22 protein-coding genes are annotated in these 19,417 nt (G+C 67.5%); all 22 read left to right on the top strand.

Translation table 11 applies throughout. The features are described 5' to 3' along the window. Positions 1 to 81: 81 nt before the first annotated feature. The 22 genes from ACFVMC_RS00375 to ACFVMC_RS00270 all read left to right on the top strand — a co-directional run bounded on the left by ACFVMC_RS00375 (position 82) and on the right by ACFVMC_RS00270 (position 19,408). A complete protein-coding gene (locus ACFVMC_RS00375) occupies positions 82 to 456 on the top strand; it encodes a hypothetical protein (protein WP_379205628.1) in 375 nt (124 codons plus the stop codon). After that, positions 440 to 2,215, top strand: coding sequence for a hypothetical protein (locus ACFVMC_RS00370; RefSeq protein ID WP_379205627.1), 1,776 nt, complete (start codon positions 440 to 442; stop codon positions 2,213 to 2,215). Before ACFVMC_RS00375 ends, ACFVMC_RS00370 begins: the two co-directional genes overlap by 17 nt. A gap of 15 nt (positions 2,216 to 2,230) precedes the next feature. After that, a complete protein-coding gene (locus tag ACFVMC_RS00365; RefSeq protein ID WP_379205626.1) occupies positions 2,231 to 3,673 on the top strand; it encodes a phage portal protein in 1,443 nt (480 codons plus the stop codon). Beyond that, positions 3,674 to 4,741 carry a hypothetical protein gene (locus ACFVMC_RS00360; RefSeq protein ID WP_379205625.1) on the top strand — a complete coding sequence of 356 codons (1,068 nt, stop codon included), beginning with the start codon at positions 3,674 to 3,676 and terminating at the stop codon, positions 4,739 to 4,741. It begins immediately after the preceding gene. Then, positions 4,738 to 5,355, top strand: a complete 618-nt coding sequence (locus tag ACFVMC_RS00355) for a hypothetical protein (RefSeq protein ID WP_379205624.1) — start codon at positions 4,738 to 4,740, stop codon at positions 5,353 to 5,355. Before ACFVMC_RS00360 ends, ACFVMC_RS00355 begins: the two co-directional genes overlap by 4 nt. Before the next feature lie 15 nt (positions 5,356 to 5,370). Beyond that, positions 5,371 to 5,742 (top strand): capsid cement protein, encoded by a 372-nt coding sequence (locus ACFVMC_RS00350; protein WP_379205623.1) that lies wholly within the window; start codon positions 5,371 to 5,373, stop codon positions 5,740 to 5,742. A gap of 15 nt (positions 5,743 to 5,757) precedes the next feature. Continuing rightward, complete coding sequence (locus tag ACFVMC_RS00345; protein WP_379205622.1) at positions 5,758 to 6,666, top strand: major capsid protein; 909 nt, start codon at positions 5,758 to 5,760, stop codon at positions 6,664 to 6,666. Continuing rightward, on the top strand, positions 6,663 to 7,019 hold the full coding sequence (locus ACFVMC_RS00340) for a hypothetical protein (protein ID WP_379205621.1): 357 nt from the start codon (positions 6,663 to 6,665) through the stop codon (positions 7,017 to 7,019). The genes ACFVMC_RS00345 and ACFVMC_RS00340 overlap by 4 nt, the downstream gene beginning before the upstream one ends. A 3-nt stretch (positions 7,020 to 7,022) precedes the next feature. Beyond that, positions 7,023 to 7,418: a hypothetical protein gene (locus ACFVMC_RS00335; protein WP_379205620.1), complete on the top strand. Its 396-nt coding sequence runs from the start codon at positions 7,023 to 7,025 to the stop codon at positions 7,416 to 7,418. Then, a complete protein-coding gene (locus ACFVMC_RS00330; protein WP_379205619.1) occupies positions 7,418 to 7,777 on the top strand; it encodes a hypothetical protein in 360 nt (119 codons plus the stop codon). The genes ACFVMC_RS00335 and ACFVMC_RS00330 overlap by 1 nt, the downstream gene beginning before the upstream one ends. Continuing rightward, on the top strand, positions 7,777 to 8,145 hold the full coding sequence (locus ACFVMC_RS00325) for a hypothetical protein (protein WP_379205618.1): 369 nt from the start codon (positions 7,777 to 7,779) through the stop codon (positions 8,143 to 8,145). Before ACFVMC_RS00330 ends, ACFVMC_RS00325 begins: the two co-directional genes overlap by 1 nt. After that, on the top strand, positions 8,142 to 8,633 hold the full coding sequence (locus ACFVMC_RS00320; protein ID WP_379205617.1) for a hypothetical protein: 492 nt from the start codon (positions 8,142 to 8,144) through the stop codon (positions 8,631 to 8,633). The genes ACFVMC_RS00325 and ACFVMC_RS00320 overlap by 4 nt, the downstream gene beginning before the upstream one ends. Before the next feature lie 70 nt (positions 8,634 to 8,703). Then, on the top strand, positions 8,704 to 9,609 hold the full coding sequence (locus ACFVMC_RS00315; RefSeq protein ID WP_379205616.1) for an Ig-like domain-containing protein: 906 nt from the start codon (positions 8,704 to 8,706) through the stop codon (positions 9,607 to 9,609). Between the two features lie 83 nt (positions 9,610 to 9,692). Further along, entirely contained in the window at positions 9,693 to 10,124 is a 432-nt protein-coding gene (locus ACFVMC_RS00310) for a hypothetical protein (RefSeq protein ID WP_379205615.1), read from the top strand. 125 nt (positions 10,125 to 10,249) lie between these two features. Then, the gene (locus ACFVMC_RS00305) at positions 10,250 to 10,546 is read left to right on the top strand and encodes a hypothetical protein (RefSeq protein ID WP_379205614.1); all 297 of its coding nucleotides are present in this window, start codon (positions 10,250 to 10,252) and stop codon (positions 10,544 to 10,546) included. Beyond that, complete coding sequence (locus tag ACFVMC_RS00300) at positions 10,547 to 14,812, top strand: transglycosylase SLT domain-containing protein (protein WP_379205613.1); 4,266 nt, start codon at positions 10,547 to 10,549, stop codon at positions 14,810 to 14,812. Next, a complete protein-coding gene (locus ACFVMC_RS00295; RefSeq protein ID WP_379205612.1) occupies positions 14,809 to 15,723 on the top strand; it encodes a hypothetical protein in 915 nt (304 codons plus the stop codon). Before ACFVMC_RS00300 ends, ACFVMC_RS00295 begins: the two co-directional genes overlap by 4 nt. Beyond that, positions 15,705 to 17,426, top strand: coding sequence for a hypothetical protein (locus tag ACFVMC_RS00290; RefSeq protein WP_379205611.1), 1,722 nt, complete (start codon positions 15,705 to 15,707; stop codon positions 17,424 to 17,426). Before ACFVMC_RS00295 ends, ACFVMC_RS00290 begins: the two co-directional genes overlap by 19 nt. A gap of 10 nt (positions 17,427 to 17,436) precedes the next feature. Beyond that, a complete protein-coding gene (locus ACFVMC_RS00285; protein WP_379205610.1) occupies positions 17,437 to 17,997 on the top strand; it encodes a hypothetical protein in 561 nt (186 codons plus the stop codon). Continuing rightward, positions 17,921 to 18,796: an N-acetylmuramoyl-L-alanine amidase gene (locus tag ACFVMC_RS00280; protein WP_379205609.1), complete on the top strand. Its 876-nt coding sequence runs from the start codon at positions 17,921 to 17,923 to the stop codon at positions 18,794 to 18,796. Before ACFVMC_RS00285 ends, ACFVMC_RS00280 begins: the two co-directional genes overlap by 77 nt. Further along, a complete protein-coding gene (locus tag ACFVMC_RS00275; protein ID WP_379205608.1) occupies positions 18,793 to 19,008 on the top strand; it encodes a hypothetical protein in 216 nt (71 codons plus the stop codon). Before ACFVMC_RS00280 ends, ACFVMC_RS00275 begins: the two co-directional genes overlap by 4 nt. A 64-nt stretch (positions 19,009 to 19,072) precedes the next feature. Then, positions 19,073 to 19,408: a hypothetical protein gene (locus ACFVMC_RS00270; RefSeq protein ID WP_379205607.1), complete on the top strand. Its 336-nt coding sequence runs from the start codon at positions 19,073 to 19,075 to the stop codon at positions 19,406 to 19,408. Positions 19,409 to 19,417: the final 9 nt, after the last annotated feature.

Below are 19,417 nucleotides of genomic sequence, written 5' to 3'. Positions count from 1 at the left end.
AGCGTAGCCGCTGGTCAGTGGCGCAGACGTATTTCTGTAAGTGTCAGCCGTCCTGGTGGCGGTCTGGACCCTGGAGGTCAAATGGCATCGAAATCCAGACCGCCACAAGGGCTAAAGCCCAGCGGCCGGAAGCTGTGGACCGACATCGTTGGCCGGTGGGACCTGCGTCCTGACGAACTGCGCGTGCTGCGTGAAGCCGCGCGCGAGGTTGACCTGATCGACGCGCTCGAGTCGGCGCTGAGCAAGGACTCGCTGATGATCCCCGGCTCGACGGGGCAGCAAGTGGTCAACCCGCTGGTAACCGAACTGCGCCAGCACCGCGCCGCGTTGGCCGCGCTGCTGCGGCAGCTGAAGCTTCCCGATGCCGATGGCGGCGAGGCCGAGAAGGAGTGCCGGAGCACCGCGGCGCGCGCCGCGGCCAACGCGCGCTGGTCGACCCGTGGCAAGAGCGCGTAACGCTGGCCCCGCCCTCATCACGACCGCTGAATCCGAGTTCGCTGAGATCATCCGCTGGTACGAGGATCAGCTCGAAACGACCGCCCCGCCTGTCGATCTCGAATACGAGCCGGTCAAGGTGGGCCCGGTCTGGCAGTGGGATAACGGCTGGGTACTGCCCGAGCGCACGCTCGGCTGGCGAGTGCTGGCGTGGTGCGGGAAGTGGTTGCAGGACAAGCGGGGCGCGCCCTGGCAGTTCACGCCGGAGCAAACCCGGTTCGTGCTCTGGTACTTCGCGATCGACGAGCAGGGCGACTGGCTGTTCCACAGCTCGGTGCTGCAGCGGCTGAAGGGCTGGGGCAAGGACCCGATCGCGGCGTGTCTGAGCAGCGCGGCATGCTTCGCCGAGGTCGCCTTCGACCACTGGGACGGCGAGCGCCCGGTCGGCCGCGAGGAGCCGAACGCCTGGGTGCAGATCATCGCCGTCTCGCAGGAGCAGACCAAGAACACGATGAAGCTGTTCCCCAGCTTGATCCCAGCGGAGACGCGGCGGCACTACGGAATCCAGATCGGCAAGCTCAACGTGTACGGGCTCGGCGACACTCGCCAGATCGAAGCGGTGACCAGCTCGCCGATGGCGATCGAGGGCGGCCGCCCGACGCAGGTGATCCGGGCCGAGACGCAGAACTGGAACTCGTCGAACGGCGGCCACGACATGGCAGGCGCGCTTGAGGGCAACGCCGCCAAGTCCGAAGGCGGCGCCGCGCGGATCCTCGACATCTGCAACGCGTACCGGCCCGGCGAGGATTCGGTCGGCGAGCGGGTCCGCGAGGCGTACGAGGCGACCCAAGGCGAGGACGCCACTGCGATGGAGTTCGGCCTGCTGTACGACTCGCTCGAAGCACCGCCGGAAGCACCGCTCACCGCCGAGGACGCACCCGCGGTCGTGAAGTCCATTGCGGGTGATAGCTACTGGCTCGACACCCGCCCTGGCGGTCGCATCGTGAAGTCGATCCTGAACCCGGCGAACCCGCCCTCGGAGTCTCGCCGCAAGTGGTACAACCAGGTCGTTGCCACCGCCGATGCCTGGACCACGCCGCAGCTGTGGGACCGGCTCGGCAACCCGCCCTCTCCTGTGCCCGCCGACGGCACCGAGGTCTTCCTGTTCCTCGACGGGTCGAAGTCCGACGACTCGACCGCGCTGATCGGCTGCCGACTCGACACCGGCGACGTGTGGACGGCCGGGATCTGGGAGCGCCCAGCGAATTACGACAGCAAGCGTGCGTGGCTGGTCGACCGCGCCGACGTCGACGGGCGAGTGCGGTGGGCGTGCGCCCGCTGGGATGTCTTCGGACTCTGGTGCGACCCGTCCGACGCTCGAGACGACGAGAGCGGCGAGCTGTTCTGGGAGCCGCTGTGTGACGAGTGGGCGACCATCCAGGACTGGCGGCTACCCGCGGTGAAGTCCGGTGACCGGCAGCACCCGATCATTTGGGACATGCGCGCCCCGCGGCACGCCGCGCTGCACACCGAGCACGCCGAGCGCACCGTGACCGACATCAAGGACGGCGCGTTCCGGCACGACGGACACAAGCGGCTCCGCGCGCACGTGCACAACGCGCGACGGCGCCCCGGAAAGTACGGCATCGGCCTCGGCAAATCCGCACGAGGCTCAGCGAAGAAGGTCGACGCCGCGGTTGCCATGGTCGGTGCGCGGTTGATGCGGAAGATGTGGCTGATCGCCAATCCCGAAGGCGCGAACGAGGCGTTCTTCCTGTGAGAGAGGCGGTGATCGGTGAATAGGGCACAGGCTATCGACGCCGTCCGCACCATGTTGCAGGGCCCGCGCGCCTACGAACAGCCGCGGCTGGATCTGCTCGATGCGGCGCTCAAGCCATGGCTCTCGCCCGAGGCGGCGGTGCGCGCGCTGGAGATCCGCGGCATCACTTCCTCGCAGGTGCAGGGCGCACTCGCGTCATTGGTCGGTCTCGCCACCAAGTCGCAGACCAACTTTTTGCCCTTGATCTTGGATGTATACGGCCAGGCCATGAAGGTCGGCAATTACCTGACCGCCGTCACCGTCAACGAACTCACGCAGCGCCGGACCGGAACGCCGTCCGGGCCGTGGAAGTGGTGGCAGCGCAACCGGATGGGCGCCGGCCAGACCGGCATCCACCGCTCGGCACTGCATTACGGCGCGGCATACGCGACCGTGCTGCCCTCGCTTCGCCCCTCGGACGCGACCGAAGGCAACGAGACACCGGTCTACATCCGCGGCGTCTCACCCCGGCAGATGACCGCGCTCTACGCCGAGCCGCTGGAATGGGATCCCCGTTACGGCGGCCCGGTCGATGATGCATGGCCGATCATGGCGCTCGAGATGAAAGGCGCGATGATCCGCCTCTACGACGAGCAGGCGGTGCATTTCGTCAGCGTGAAGAACGTCCCGCAATCCGGGCTGGGCTGGCGTGACCCGACCTACATCGCCGCCAGCAACTTCGAGTGGATCGAGGCCCGCCGCCACGACGTCGGCGTGTGCCCGGTGGTGCGCTACCGCGACAGGGTGCTGCTGGACGGCGAAGAGCAGTTCGGCATCATCGAGCCGCTGCTGAGCATCCAGCAGCGGATCAACGAGACCACCTATCAAATGCTGGTCGCCCAGTACTACTCGGCGTTCAAGCAGCGCTACATCATGGGCTGGCTTCCGAAGGATCAAACCGAGGCGCTCCGCCAAACCGTTTCCGACACATGGTTTTTCAAGGACTCGAACACCAAGGCGGGCGAGTTCGACGCCACCAACTTGGAGAACTACGTCAAGTCCAAGGAGTCGGCGCTGCGCGACGCCGCGGCGATCGGCCAGGTACCCGCACAGCAACTGGGGTTGTCCGGGATCTCGAACATCAGCGAGGCCTCGCTGGCCGCGCTGGAAGCGGGCAAGGACCGCAAGGCATCCGAAATTCAGACGTCCCTCGGTGAATCCCACGAGCAGACGCTGCGCACCGCGGCACACATCGCCGGAGACAGCGTGTCCGCTGCGGACTTCGCCGCCGAGGTGGTCTGGGAAGACACCACGGCGCGAAGCTTCGCTCAGACCGTCGACGGCCTCGGCAAGCTCGCGACGATGCTCGACATCCCGCCCGAGATCATCTGGGAAGACATCCCGGGCTGGGGCAAAGAGAAGGTCGAGCGGGCGCGCAACGCACGCGCTGAGCAAGCCGATCGCCTGATCGAGCTCTAAATGCTCTCCACCGCCCTGCGGCTGCTGCACAAGCTGCTCGGCGCCAGGCTCGCCCGGATCATCCTGCGCCGCATGCGATCCGACGGCGTGCCCATCACGCCCGAGCAGCGTCAGCAGATGGCGCGGCGACTGCACCGCGAGGTCGCCTCGGCCCGCCGCCGCAGCCACGACCGCGCCGCGCGATCCATCCGCGAGTTCGATCCGGATATCCGGATCCCTGAACCTGACCCGTACCCGCTCGACGCAGTCGAGGCGGCGATCGAGCGCGCCATATCGCCACGGCGGCCCACGCCAGCGCACGAGCCGGAGCCTGAGCGGCGGGCCGAGGAGCCGACGACCCGAGCGCGGGTGACCGCGCCTGAGGTCGCCGAGCGGCCGAGCGGACATGTGGCGGCACCGAGCGAACTGGATCCACAGTCTCGCCGACGATCTCGCGCGCGGGTGACCGCGCCGACCCTGGAAAACCGCAACGACCCGCGCGTGGTCGTCGAAGTGGCCGAGCGCCTCTCGGCGACCCTGGCACGTCACGCGGCGCAGGCCGGCCGAGACGCGGTGATCAACGCGGCCCTCGGCGCCGAGGAAGAGGTCGGCTGGGCCCGCGTGCTTTCCGGCGACGAGAACTGTGCGTTCTGCGCAATGCTCGCGAGCCGGGGACCGGTCTACAAATCGGACAAGTCGGCGCTGTCGGTCGTCGGCCGCGGCGGCCGACGCCGTGGAAGCCGCGCGCTCGGCGAGAAGTACCACGACCACTGCGACTGCGAGGCCGTGCTCGTCCGCCGCGGCGCTGACTGGGAAGGCCGCGAAGAGTTCGAACGCCTGGAACGCCTCTGGATCGCGGCTAGCGCCGCGGCGGCTGACCTAGACGAGGTAGCGCGGAAGAACTTCAACCGCGCGTTCCAGCGGATCGCGAAGAACCCTGCGCTCGGCGAAGAGGTCGAGCAGCTCTGGGCCACGGCAACCGAAGGCTTGACCGGCGGTGCGGCACTGCGCGCTTTCCGCGCCGCCATCAAGGACAACCCACCGGCCGCCCTGGCGGCGGCCCGAAGCCCCAGGAGGGCAACAGAATGAGCGACAACCCGGTCGGCCCCGTCATCGTCGGTGCTGGTGGCGACGGAGGCGGTACCCCATCGAGCATCGGCGCGACCACCCCTACGGACCCGCCCGTCACGCCGACCGAACCGGCGGCCCCCGTGAATCAGGCCGACCCGCCGAAGCCGAAGAAGGATTGGACTCCGGAATCCGCCGCTGCCGAGATCGCGGAACTGCGCCGCGAGAACGCCAGCTGGCGCACCAAGTACCGCGAGGCCGAGCCGATAGTCGAGGCGCACAACGCCGCACAGGAGGCGGCCAAGACCGAAGTGCAGCGCGCAACCGAACGCGCCGACGCCGCCGAGAAGGCTGCGGCCGAACGCCAGGACGAGCTGAACGTCCTGCGGGCCGCAGCCAAACACGGCATCCCCGAAGAGGATTACGACTTGCTGGGGTCCGGCACCCCGGAAGAGCTGGACGCACGCGCCGCGCGCCTCGCGGCACGGTACCCGTCCAGCGCCGCACCGCCCCCGCCGCCGAGTGATCGGCCGGTCGAGGGCTTGAGGCCGGGAGCCTCGCCCACCCCGCCGGCACAGCCGGACAACTCATACCCCGAATCGTGGCGCCCCGCGCCGCCTCGGGGGCGAACCTAGGAAAGGACTGTTCTCATGGCGAATGAGTGCACGCCGCTGTTCCGGCCCGGCAAGGACGTCACCGTCCTCACGACTGGCGCCGTAACCGGCAAGACGTTCTTGGCGATCTCCGCCGCGCCCGACACATACGGCCAGCTGAAGGCCGCCACCTGCACCGCCGCCGCCAAGGCGTTCGGCGTCGCCGCACGCGACGCCGCTTCCGGTGCTCGGGTGCTGGTCATCAAGCAGGGCATCGTGCCCGTCACCGCGGGCGGAACCATCGCCGTCGGGGCCGAGGTCGAAGTCGGGTCCAGCGGCAAGGCCGTCACTCTCGCCAGCGGCAAGGCCGTCGGCATGGCGGTCAGCGCCGGCACCAACAACAACGACGTACTCGTCGACCTGTACTGAGAAAGGGGATAAGTCATGGTTGGAACACCTGTCGCGCCGCAGTATCCACTCGCGCAGCCGACGCTGAGCGGCAACCTGATCACGGTCGACTTGATGCTCAAGGAGCCGAGCCGGATCACCGCCTACCTGTCCGACATCACCCTCCAGAACTTCTGGGCCGACCGCGTCTTCAGCGGCGCGGGCGGGGTGTCGGGCGGCGCACTGCTGTACTCGCAGCTGATGGCGAACGACCTCTACACCGAGCGCGACATCCAGAACGTCGAGCCCGGTGGCGAGTTCCCGATCGTCACCACCGCGCGTCCCGAGCCGAAGATCGCCTACGTCGAGAAGTTCGGCGGCAAGTTCGGCGTGACCGACGAGGCCCGGGATCGTAACGACCCCGTGCTGCTGCAGCAGCAGAGCCTCAAGCTCGGCAACACGATCAACCGCGGTATCCACCGCCGGGCGATCGCCACCCTCGACGCGTCGATCACCGCCATCGGTTCCGATGTGCAGATGACCGGCACCTCGTGGGCCGACGCCGCCGCGCTGACGCTGACCACCACGAACAACGCGGCCCTCCCGGCGGCGGACTTCGCGAAGACCCAGCTCAAGGCGGACACCTTCGAGCTCGGCGGCCGGTTCAACCTGTGGTTCGTCAATCCGCAGGAGTACTACAACTTCCACGTCATCTACGGCGACAAGGCGGCGGCGGTGCTCGCGGCCAACGGCGTTGAGTTGGTCTCCACCAACCGTGTTGCCGCCGGCGAGGCGTACGTCGTTGTCGAGGGCCAGGTCGGACAGCTGCGACTGGAGAAGCCCCTCTCGACCGAGACGTGGCGCGAACCGGGCGAGGAGCAGACCTGGGTTCAGGCGTCCGTGCGTCCGTTGTTCGCGGTCACCAATCCGTACAACGTGCTCAAGGTGACGGGGCTGGCGGCATGAGCAAGGGCAACGAGCGCACGGTCGTTCTCGGCTTGATGTCCTACATCGACGAGAACGGCAACCACCGCACCGCCTACAAGGGCGATGTGGTGCTCGTGCTCCCGGCGAAGCTGGAGCGGTTCGACCGCCTCAACGTCCTGATGAAAGGTCCCGACGCCGCGCCAGAACCGGTCGTCGTCGAGCCCGAGCCGGAGGCGTACCCCGAGGGTGAGCCGTCGGACACCTGGAAGGTGACTGAGCTGCAGGCGTACGCCAAGGCCAAGGGTATCGACCTCGGCGAGGCGACCAAGAAGGCCGACATCCTCGCGGCCATCACCGCGGCGAGCCGGCCCGGCGAGCCGACGGAGGGCTGACCGATGGCCTTCGCCACCTACGCCGATCTCATCGCGCGGCCGCCGGCCTTGCCCCAGGCGAGCGAGGTCCAGGTCAACACACTGATGGGCGACGCGGCGTGGTGGCTGTCGGTGTGGTTCCGGCCCTACGGTGATCTCGTCACTCTCGCTGCGGATGACGAGGAGCTGGCCGAGGGCTTGAAGATCCTGTCGTGCAGCATGGTGCGCCGGGCGCTCACCAGCGGCGCGCTGGAAGGCGCTCAATCCGCCTATCAAACCTTCGGCCCGTACAGTTCGCAGATCGCATTCCGGAACCCGGACGGCAACCTCTACATCACCAACGCCGAGCGTGACGCGATCCATGCCCTGCTCGGCGTGAATGTCTCTGGCGCCGTGTCGATGTCGGGACCGGGGCTGTAATGCAGCCGCTCCAGGCCCCGTACGGCGAACAATTCGAGGTGCTGCGCGGTGCCCGCGATCGAGTCGGCGACAAGACCCCGGCGGTCGTCGCCACCCTCGAACGCTGCGTCTACTGGACCAACGTCCCCGCCGCTCCTGACGGCGGCTATCCCACGACGGCGCGCGAATCCGCTGCCCTGACGAGCACCCTGGGGGTGCCGAAGGATCAGGCCGCGGTCCGCCACACCGATCAGGTGCGCCGAGTGGCAACCGGCGCGCTGTTCAGCGTCGTCGGACCTGCCCAGTGGGACGGCGTCCACCCGATGACCGGATGGGATCCGGGCTACGTCACCTACACGCTGAAGGCGGTAACCGGCTGATGCGCAACAACATCCCGTACCGGGACGCCTCGGGCGGCGGCAGCAATCCGGCGATCGCAGGCATTCTCCTGTCGGCCACGATGCGCGCCCTGATGTACGAACGCGCCGAGATCGCACAGGCTATCTACCGCGACATCGTCTCCAAACGTACTGGCCGCCTGGCGCGGTCCGCGCGGATCGAGACTTTCCGCGGCGGCCGCCTCAAGGATCGCTGGAAGGCGCGTCTGATCGTCGGCGGGAACGAGGCGCCGCACGGGCTCGGCCACGAGTACGGGTACGAGGTGCGCGACACCTCCGGCGAGACCACCTCGGTGGTCGCTGGCGCTCATGACCTCAACCAGGTGCTGAATCGGTTGGGCCAGCTGTGATCACCTTCCCGGACTGGTACGCGGGCGGATTCCCGGACCGCGAGGAGGTCGTCATGGACCTGATACAGCGTTACCTCGATCTCCTGACTCCCACCGGCCTCGCGGTCACCTGGATCCCGGATGACATCGAGGCCCTGATCGCTGAGGGCCGCGCCGTGGTGCGCGTCTACCGGGGCGGCCTCGGCGCCGAGGGCATCTTCGATGCCGCGAACGTGCAGCTCGGCGTGATCACGGGGAAGCGCGCCGACAGCTGGGCGGTCATGGAGTACCTGCGCCAGATGATGCTGTCCTACTGCCACGGCGGGCCCGTGCGACGTGCGGACGGCTCGATCACCCAGATCTCCTATGTCGAGGAGGTCATCGGCCCGCAGCAGCTGGCCGACTTCGATTTCGACAACAGGCTGGTCCCGGCGACCTTCCGGGTGGAGTGCCGTCTGCCCACCACCATCCCGGACTACACGCGCATCCGCGAGTCCCTCCCTCTCTGACCCATCCCCTGACGCAGCCCGCGCGCACCGTGCGCCGCGGCAAACCGTCATGCCCGAAAGGAAGTTGGCCGTGGCCGCTACTACGTTCCTCGCACTCAAGGACAAGCAAGATCCGCTCGTCACGTCCGCGCTGGATTGGCTTGTGCTGCTGCACGAATGGTCGGCCGGCGCGAGCTACATGCCCACCGACCTCACCGACGCCTCCGGTGTCCTGCAGACCCTGCCCGCAGGCTGGAAGACCTCGGGCGAGATCCAGAAGGCGGCGGGCGTTTCGCTGGCGCCCGATACCCAGACCGCCACGATCGACGGCTACGGGTCGCCGATGCCGCGCCGGGAGATCATGACCGGCGAGGCGATCTCGATCGACTACGTCGCCCAGGAGTGGCGCAAGATCAACCTCGAGTTGCAGCACAACATGTCCCTCGCGACCGTGACCGCGCAGCCCGGCAAGGGATTCCGTGCCCGCAAGACCTCGGCGCTCGATGTCCGGTACTACAGCGCGCTGGTCATCGCCAAGGACACCAACTCCGGCGGGGACCTGTATCCGTTCTTCATGTACCCGAAGTGCTCGGTCAAGAAGCGCGGCGCGATGCAGGGCCAGATTGGTAAGGAGCTCGGTATGCCGTTCACCCTCGGCGTGCTCGATGACGCCGACTTCGGCGGTTCCTACGACTTCGGTATCGCGGGCGCCGGGTTCGACTCGATCGCCACGGCCGCCGGATTCCTGGGCGCGCCGTCCTCGATCACCGTCACCCCGGCTACGCAGTCCCTCGCGGTCGGTGGCCAGGTGCAGCTGCTCGTCGTCGACAACAACGGGTTCGACCGCACCGCGGACTGCACATGGACCACCTCCAATGCCGCCCGGGCCACGGTGTCGACCACCGGTCGGGTTACCGCGGTGGCAACTGGCACGGCCGCGACGATCACCGCGACCTTGGGTGTGCTGACCGGCACGTGCGCGGTCACCGTCTCCTGATCGCTTCGAGCGCCGTCCCCGCGCCGTCCTGGCGGAGCGCGGGGGCGGCTTCCGCCAGGACCGCCAGGACTTACGGAGGAACAATGGCCAGCGCGCCCCGAAAGACCCCGCCCCGCAGGACATCACCGAAGAAGGCTCCGCCGAAGACGCTGCCCGAGAAGATCGCCGCCTTCGACGAGCTGCGCGCGATGGCCGGCGACGCCCGGCTCGTCGGCACGGTGATGGAGCCCTACGAGCTCGGCCCGGAACTCGGCTTCGATCCGCCTGTGGTGGCGCGGTTCCCGAGCGACCTCGAAGATAAGGTCGCCTTGGATATCGCGTCCCGGCGCGGTGACACCATCGGCATCCTCGCCGTGCTCCTCGGGGACGCTGGTCTGCTGCGCGTGCTGCAGGCATTCAAGACCGAGGACGACGGCGACCGACTTCTGATCGGCCTGCAGATGCGCCTGACGAACCACTTCCTCGGGCGGGGTGCGGCCGAGGCGGGGGGTACTGCGGCCTCGTCGACGTCGTAGCCGTCTACGGGGCCGCCCTCCGGTGGGATCTCCAGCAGATCCTGCGACTCGACCTGAACGATTGGCTTCGCGGAGACCGAGACTGGCGGATCCTGTTCGAATTCTTCGACCGGATCCGGGACCGCATGGGCACAGCGTGCTGGTCGCAGCGAATCCAGGACCCCGACGTTGTCGCCGAGCTGGCCAAGCAGCCCGAGCCGGATCGGCCGATACCGCCCGCGATCGAGGGATTCGGCACCCTCGAAGCTGCGCTCGCGGCCATCACCGACCGACTTGCGCAAGTCGTCTTCGCCACGGTGCGAGCAGATCCCAACGCCGCGCCGAGCTCGCCGCGCCCCGAATACCCGCATCTCGAGCTGCGCGAGCAGCTGCGTCGAGCACCGCTGATCGAGATGGAACAGCAGCTGACAGGGGGTGAGTGAGTGGCGAACTTCAGCGCCGGCACAGCCGATGTCGAAATCGGGCCCAACTTCTCGGTTTTCGTGCGGCAGCTGCGGGCAGACCTCGAAGCCGTGCAGGCCGAGCTGGGCGTCGAGATCAACCCCGACTTCACGAATTTCGTGCGCCAGCTCGAGGACTACCTCGACGCGGTGCACGCCACCCTCGACGTCGAGATCAACCCGGACCTCACCAACTTCGCCACCCAGCTGGAGCAACGTCTCAACGCGATCCGCCGGCGGATCGAGGTCGAGGTCGGCGTCGACCAGACCTCGCTCGACAATCTCGAGGCGCTGATCCAGGCGAAGCTCGCACTGATGGACCTGCGGGTGGACGTGCAGGTCGGCGCCGACACCCGCACGGCCGCAGACGAACTCGCAGCGCTCAAAGCCGCCTACCGCGAGATGACGATGAACGTCGACGCGGACACCACCGCGGCAGCGGCGCAGATCGGCGCGCTCAACGGAATACCCGTGCGAGTCGACGCCAGCCTGAACCGGGGCTCGCTGCTGTCGAGCCTGGGCAGCGAACCTCTGCTGCTCAACGTCGGCGCGCTCGGCCTGGCCGCCCTGCCCGCCGCCGCGACAGCGATCTCCTCGATCGCGGTCGACATGCAGGCGCTCACCCAGAACGCACTGCTGTTGCCCGGCATCTTCGCGGGCGCCGCGGCAGGCGCGTCGACGCTGGCCGTCGGGCTCGACGGACTCGGCGAAGCCCTCTTCGGCGACGGCAAGAAGGCGCTGCAGGCATACGAAGGACTCTCCAGCCAAGGGCGCGCCCTGGTCGACACCGCGAGAGCCCATGGGCGCGAATGGGATCGAATCGGATGCCGGATCCAGAACATCACCCTGGCCGGCCTGTCCAAGCCGCTGGATCAGATGCTCGACAACCAGCTACCCGCCCTCGACCGTGGAATGGGCGCTGTCGCAGAGCAATTCAATGCCGGATTCAAGACCCTGCTCGGCGAACTCGGCAACGAGCAGTCGACCAACGCCCTCGACAAAGTGTTCGGCAACACCGCCACCGCCGCGGGCATCCTGAACGGCGCGATCACCCCGGTCGTCAACAGCGTTCGAACCCTCGCGGGAACCGGCAGCACCTTCGGACCGCAACTGGCCCAAGGCTTCACCGACGCAACAACCAGACTCGACGCGTTCCTCACCCGCGCGAACGACCGCGGCGACCTCGCGGAATGGATGCGCGAAGGCATCGACGCCGGGCGTGACTTCCTATCGATCATCGGCAACCTCGGCTCAGCGCTGGCATCGATCCTGCGCGCGGCCAAGGGCGACGGTGAGGGATTCCTCGCGACCACCAACCGGCTCACCGAGCAGTGGGCGACATGGCTGAAGTCCACCGAGGGGCAGGTCGGGCTCAAGACGTTCTTCCGCGAAGGCGGGGAACAGATCGACCGGTGGATGCCGATCCTGCAGTCGGTCGGCTCGATGCTCAAGACCGTCTACGAGGCCGCGCAGGCATGGTCGGCGATTATCCTGCCCTTCCTCACCGCCGCGTCGTCGCTTCTCGCACAGCACGACGGGCTGCTGAAGACCGTGCTCATCTCCTACCTGGCCTTCCGCACCCTCGGCCCGATCTTCGCGGCCGTCCAGGGCGGGATCCTGTCGGCTCACGCCGCCGTCGGCCGCTTCCAAGGCGGCATGGCCAACGCCGCCGCCGGGGCGTCCGGATTCGGCCGGACCATGTCGGGCCTCGGCGCGATGCTCGGCAGCGGCGGCATCGTCATGATCGGGCTCGTCGCCGCAGCAGCCGCGGTCGGCATCCTGGCCCAGCGCCACCAGGAGGCGGCCGCAGCCGCCGCCGAGCAACGCCGTCGGCTCGACGAGCTCCGCGAAACCCTCGCCGCGTCCGGCGATGTCACCGAGGAAACGATCTCGACCACGGCCAAGGACCTGACCGAGCGTGGTTTCCTGGCGCGTGCGAGGTCGCTCGGCGTGGATCCGCAGGCGTACGTGCAGGCAGGGCTCGGGCTGGACCCGGACGCGAAGGCGGCGATCAACTCGCGCCTGACGCAAGTGATTCTCGAGGAGTACGGCAAGTCCGAAAGCTCCAAGATGCAGTTCGATCAGACGCAGCAGACCCTCGGCCTGTCGAAGGAAGACGTCGCTCGCGCGCTCCAGGGTGTCCCGGAGGCTGTGGCGAAGTTCGATGAGGCATGGGCCAAGAGCGGCAACGGGAGCATCCAGGATCTGGCCGAGTTGAAGGCCCTGCTCAACGACGCAGGCGAGTCCGCCGCGACGCTCGGCGGCGAGATGAACGGTCTGGGCACCAACACCGCCAAGGCCGGCGAGGACATGCGCGACTATCAGGCTGCCGTCGAAGGAACATTCCGGCTGACCGATGAACTCAAGGGCCGCTTCGACGAGCTCGGCGTCGCGGTGTCGAGCGTGCCGAAGGCCAACACGATTGTCGTCGACGCACCGTCGGTGGAAGCCCTGCCCGCCGAGCTGCGCGAACTGGCGGCACAGGTCACCGCGCTGCCCGGCGGCAAGGTCGAGATCATCCTGAAAGACGAAGCCGCCAAGGCGGGGATCGCGCAGATCACCGCACCCGCGACCAAGCAGGTCAAGGTCGAGCTCACCAACCAGACCGGCTACCAGCTTCCCCTCGAGACCCGTCAGAAGCTGCACGAGGACATCTCCGGCATCCCCAAGCCGAGGGCGCTCGGCGGCCCCATCGAGGGCGGCACGCCCGGCGTAGACAGTGTGCCGATCCTGGCCATGCCCGGCGAGCACATGCTCGACACCGGCGACGTCGCGCGCCTCGGTGGCCAAGCGGGCGTATACCGGTTCCGCGCCGCGCTCAAGGCCGGTCGCGTCCAGCCGATGCGCGAGGGCGGAGCAGTGAAGCCGTGGGGCGCCGCCGACGATATCGACCTCGCGCAGGCCCAGAACTCGGTGACCGAGGCCGAGGAGAAGCTCCGCGAACTCGACTTCAAGAAGAACGTCACCCCGTCGGAGCGCCGGAAGGCCGAGCTCGCGCTCCAGGAAGCGCTGCTCAAGGTCCGCCAGCTCGAAGAGCGCAAAGCAGGTGGCGGATCGACCGGGCCGAATACCGAGATCCTGCCCCAGGCACCGCTTCCCGGACGCCGCTCCAGCGCCGAACTCGACATCGCGGACGCCGACGCCGCGGTCGACCAGGCCAACACCAAGCGGAACCAGGTATACAACAACCCCGCCAGCACCGAGGACGAGAAGGCTGCCGCGGACCGTGCATACATCCGCGCCCAGAACCAGCGCGCCGAGACGCTGAAGTCCTCGAAGCAGTCCGGCAACAACGATATCGACATCAGCCTGCCCGGCATCGCTGCCAAGGGCGCAGGCATCCTCGCCGAGGGCATCCTCGCGATGTTCGGCCTCGAGAATTCCGTCCTCTCGGGCAACAACGTCTACGCGCGCAGCCTGAACACGGCGATCAACTTCTACGCCAACAAGGGCCAAGAGGGCGCGACCAGCAACGCCACCGGCGACTACGACTACACGCCGAAGAACCTGCCCGTCGACAAGGACACGCCCGCGTCGGACGACAGCGGCGACTCCAGCGCGCCGACGCGTTCGGCCGAGTCGTACAACCCCGCCAGGGGAGTGCAGCAGTGGAGCGGCACCTTCGCCCAGGTGCTGCGCGCCCTGGCGATGCCGGCCGACTGGCTGAGCCTGGGCCTGGCCCAGATGACCACCGAGTCCGGCGGCAATCCGAAGGCGATCAACAACTGGGATAGCAACGCCGCCCAGGGAACCCCGTCGAAAGGGCTGATGCAGGTAATCGACCCGACCTTCGCAGCCAACCGGTCGGCGCTGTACCCCAACGACATCTGGGACCCCTCGGCGAACATCGCCGCCAGCCTGCGCTACACGGTCGGCCGGTACGGCTCGCCGGTCGGCGTGTGGGGCCAGGGCCATGGCTATCGCGACGGCGGGTGGGTCTTCGGTCCCGGCGGCCCGCGCGACGACGGCTTCCTCGCGCCGCTGTCGAACAAAGAGTTCGTGGTTCGCGCCGAGCGGGCCGCGGAGTGGGGCCCGCAGCTGGAGGCGATCAATGCCGGCCTGCCGTTGCCGTTGCCGGCGCTCCCGGCCGGCATGAACTCGCGCGGCGGGGACACCTCGGTCCGGCGTGACCACAGCGTGAATTTCCACGCGCCTGTCTCGGTGATGGATATGGGAGAGCTTGTGCGCGAACAGGATCGGTGGGCTGCGCTGCAGGCGCAAGGCGCGATGGCAGGGCTGCCCGGGTGAGTGACTACCTGAAGCTGTACCTGATCGGTCAGGACGGTTCGCGCTGGAACCTGACCGACGAGACCGAGGGCGTGCTGCTGCGTCCCGGCCCCTCGAAGCTGATCGACGCCCCCGCCAAGACATTCTGGATCGAATCGGCCACCGGCTCGCACTACCAGGGCATGCGGTTCGAACGCAGAGATCCCGTGTTCTCGGTGCAGATCCACGGCGACGGGAACCCGCTGGTGTGGGCCGATCGTGACTCTCGGTTCCGGATGGCACTGGGCATGGTCGGCGAAGACACGTTCTGGCTGGAAGCGCATACACCGTACGGAATTCGGAAGATCGCGATGCGGCTGCTCACCGAGCCGACCGCCTACGAGACCGCCGAGTACGAGGGCAAAGACCCCTGGCTCACCCACGATTCGACCCTGGCGATCAGCGCGGCATGCGAGCAGCCGTTCTGGGAGGCGACACCGGTTGCGCTGCAATGGTCCCTGACCTCCGGCACCAGCGGCACCGGAACGCTGATGTACGAGAACCGCGGCGACGTACCGGTGTGGTGGTACGGATTCGCCACGGCGCCGGCGCGCTGGCGGGTGGCCGATCGCAGCTGGGGGCAGAAGCTCTACGCCAAGACCAGCTACCCGTTCCACCGCGCTGACGACGACGCCATCCGCATGGAGTGGCTGCCGACTCTGATCGCGGGTGAGGACACCTCGATCGACACCGACCCGGACAAGCCGACCCTGATCGCCGCCAACGGCGCACCGGTACAAAACCGGTGGCAGTCCCGGGGGCTGCTGTACCCGATCAAGCCGTGGACGCCGCCGACTCCGGTCACGGTCCAGGTGGAAGGCGCCAATCCCGGTGCGGGCATTCAGATTTGGATTCCGCGCCGGTTTTCGCGGCCGTGGGGGGTGACGATCTGACCACCACGCTCGCCGACATCCCGGCGCTGATGGAGCAGACCGACGAGATCCGCGAGAGCCTCGATCGCCTGCGCCGGATGCCGCCGCTGATCCGGCTCTGGGCGCTGAAAGAAGACGGCTCGCCCGGCATGGTGCTGCGGGGACGGGTGCCCGACACGGTGGCCGGCAAGTTCCCCTGGAAGAACAACAAAGCTCAAGGTGGGATGCTGCGGCTGCGGCTGGATCACCACCTGTCGCGGTGGCTGACCTCGATCCCCGACGACCCCGAGGCCAAGAAGAACGTCGTCGTCACGGTATGCACGATGGGCGGTGCGAAGCGCTGGTCGGGCCTGCTGAAGAACTGGAAGGTCATCACCAGAGGGCGGCTGCACTACCTCGAAGTCAACTTCGTCGACGACCTGCAATTCCTGCAGTTCATGCTCGGCCCGCCCAACCCCGCCCTGCCCATTCCGGTCTTCCAATTCCCCCGGGTGCTGCCGATTTTCGGGCCCGCGAAGTGGGCGATCTCCATGATGATCCTGATCAATCTGATCCGATTGAATGGTCACCCCTGGACATTGCCGGACGACCCCTTCAATGTCGAAAGCTACGACGACCTCTTCGACTGGTCGGACTGGCAAGTCCTGATCAAATGCAAGGCGTTCGATCTCGACGACTCGTCGCTGTGGACGATCCTCGCGACGCGCATGAACCGCATGGACCAAGTCATCGGCGACGCGCTCGACGACGCCCAGCTGACACTGACCTACCGCCGCATCCTCACCGTCGACGGCGAGACCTGCCCGGTCGACGGCGTGGACGAATGCGCCAACGGGGCACTCGTTCTCGAAGTGGTCGACAACTCGGGCTTCTACGCAGCCGACGGAACCGGTACCGGCGGCGGAATCGCCGGTGGCCTGCAGCGTTCGGTCGCGCAGTTCCTCTCCGGGTTCGTCGAGGACATCCGCGTCTTGGTCACCGACGATGAGGGCATCTGGCCCGACGAGTACTACCAGAACCACTACCACGGCACCGTGCCGTCGAGACCACACGTCACCGTCCGCGACGGACCGTACAGTCAGATCGAAACTTCCGAGCTGACCTGGTCACCAGCCACCGCGGTCAGTGTCATTGTCGGAGGAGACAATCCGCTCATCGACCAACTCGCCCGGTTGACGATCGAATCCATCGCGGCACTGATCGGCTACTTCCTCCTGGCCGGATTCTCCGGCCTCGGATCGATCGTCGCCGACGTCGTGATGCCGTTCCTGGTCGGCACGATCTTCGCGTGGCTGCAATGGACGAACACCACTCGCGCCCACAACCTCGGATGGATCCACCTCTGGGAGATCTACCAGCAAGGCGCGGAAAACAATTCCTGGTCACTGTCCGCAGTCGCCGCGCTACGTGCCGGGTTCGAATCCACGAAATCCCAGACCGCGCACATGTTCACGATGCGGTTCGGCGGCGAATACCTGCCCGGCCTGGACTACGTCGAGGGCAACCGCATCGCCTCCACCGCGGCGCACGTCACCGACAAGCTGCTCGTCGACCAGGTCGACAGCATCGAAATCGACTGGGACTTCGAGGCCGCGAAGTTCTTCGGCTGGAACACCACCGTCGGCAAGTCCGACGCCGCCCTGTCGATGGCCGAGCGCAGCGCACGACTGCTCACCAAGGCGCTGACAACGATCTCCAACATCGGCGTCCACCTCGTCTCGTAAGGGAAAACGATTGCCCGACAATGATTTTCCACCGCATCCGATCTTCCACGCCGAGGCCGATCAACTCGCCATGCTCGCGGCGCTGCTGGACGCGTTCCCCGGACAGCAGGGGAACCCGCACGTCCTGGTTCCGATCCACCCCCGGGTGCGCCGGGCGTGGGCCGAGCAGCTCATTGCCCGCGGCGTGGTCGTCGTCCCGGAGCTCATGAAACAGCTGCCGGTCGCGACCGGCGAACACCCGGAGGCGACCTGGCTGCAGCCGATGGAGTGGGTCAACCGCGCGGAGTACGAGGCCCGGCTCGCGGCCCAAGCCGAGGCCGCGGCGTACGCACCGGCGGAGAAGGCGGACGCGATTGCGCAGCAGGAGGCGCAGATGAAGGACGTGCTGCGCGCGACCAAGCCCAGCCTGCTCGAGCAGATCGAGGCACTGACCGATCCCGAGGCTCGCGCGGCAATGGCCGCCCGCCTCGAGCCAGAGATCCCCAAGCACATCAATGCCATCCAGGCGGCAGTCGAGCAGATCGAGCGCGCCCGCGCCGAGACGGCAGAAAGAGAGACAGAAGATGGCTGATCCACTCTGGTTGGCCGATGTCCTACGAGCCGAAGGACTTCAGGTCATCGAACACGACGGATGGCGCGAAAGGGGGCACGGCGACTTTCGCGACCTCCGTGGCGTGCTGTGTCATCACACCGCTGGCGGCGTCGAAAACGATTGGCGCATCGTGCAATACGGGCGGCCGGACCTGGAGGGCCCGCTGGCGCAACTGGTGCTCGAACGCGACGGCAGTTACCGCGTGATCGCCGCGGGTGTGTGCTGGCACGCGGGCCGCGGTTCCTGGCCCGGTTGGCCCACCGATGACGCCAACTATCACGTCATCGGGATCGAGGCCGTGTCGCGCGGCGACGGATCCGACTGGACCCCGGTGCAACTCGACGCCTACAAGCGCGGTTGTGCCGCGATCCTGCGCCACATCGGCCGCGACGCCGGCGACTGCGTCGCACATCGCGAGTACTCGAGCGAGGGAAAGATCGACCCGGCCGGCATCGACATGGATGCCTTCCGGGCCGAGGTTCAGGCGGTAATCGACCGCAAGCCAAAGGATTCCGTGGAGGACGACATGGGATGGCTCGATATCCAGGTCAATAACTTCAAGAACAGCGCGATGTCCTGGAAAGACATCCTCTGGTGGATGGACAAGAACACCAGCCTGTCCAAGGACCAGCTGATGGGCCCGGACGAGAAGGGCTGGCCGATCCTGGGCCGCTCCAAGTCCGCACCGCTGCGCGACAACACACTCGTCGAGGCACTCGCCGAGGTCCGCTCCGATGTTGCCGAGATCAAGCGGTTGCTGTCGGAGCGTGCGTCGTGAGGCGACCGACACGCGTCCCGGAACCCGCGCTCGTGCGGTCGGTGCTGGTCGCGATCACCGGAGTTGCCGCGTTCGTCCTCGGCCGTGAGGTCGATACCGCATGGGTCGAGACTGTGCTCACGATCTACGGGCTGCTGACCCCGCTGATCGCGGGTGCGCTGATCCGGCCGGCGGTGACTCCGATTGCCCAATCCTCGGGGGACGGCGAGTGATTCGTCTGGGCGGCTGGTGTGGCACTCGCGATGAACGTCCGTTCCTGATCGGTGGCGGTGTGCAGTGAATGATCTTGCGGCACTGTTCACCGCTACAGGTGTCGGCAGTGTGCTCACCGCCCTGGTCGCCGGCCTCTTCGGGTGGCGGGTGCGCAGCGCGAATGTTGCCCAGATAGCCGCCGAGATGTCGAGGCAGGTCGCCGCCGATGTCCGCGCCGACAACGAACGGCTCGAGGCGCGGTTCGAAGCATGTCAGGCCAGCGTCGACAGTCTGCGCGATCGGGTGGGTGAGTTGTCGGATGCCCTGCACCGGGCGATCGTCCGCCTCGACGAATACGGACACGACACCGCCAGCATGAAGGCAGTCCTCTACGGCCGCACGAACGGCCACAGCCGGTGACGTTTCCGG

This window comes from Nocardia sp. NPDC127579 (genome assembly GCF_042672005.1).
In the GTDB taxonomy this organism is placed as follows: domain Bacteria; phylum Actinomycetota; class Actinomycetes; order Mycobacteriales; family Mycobacteriaceae; genus Nocardia.
Note: the sequence above shows the minus strand (reverse complement) of the source record. Positions and strands in the feature narration are given on the sequence as shown.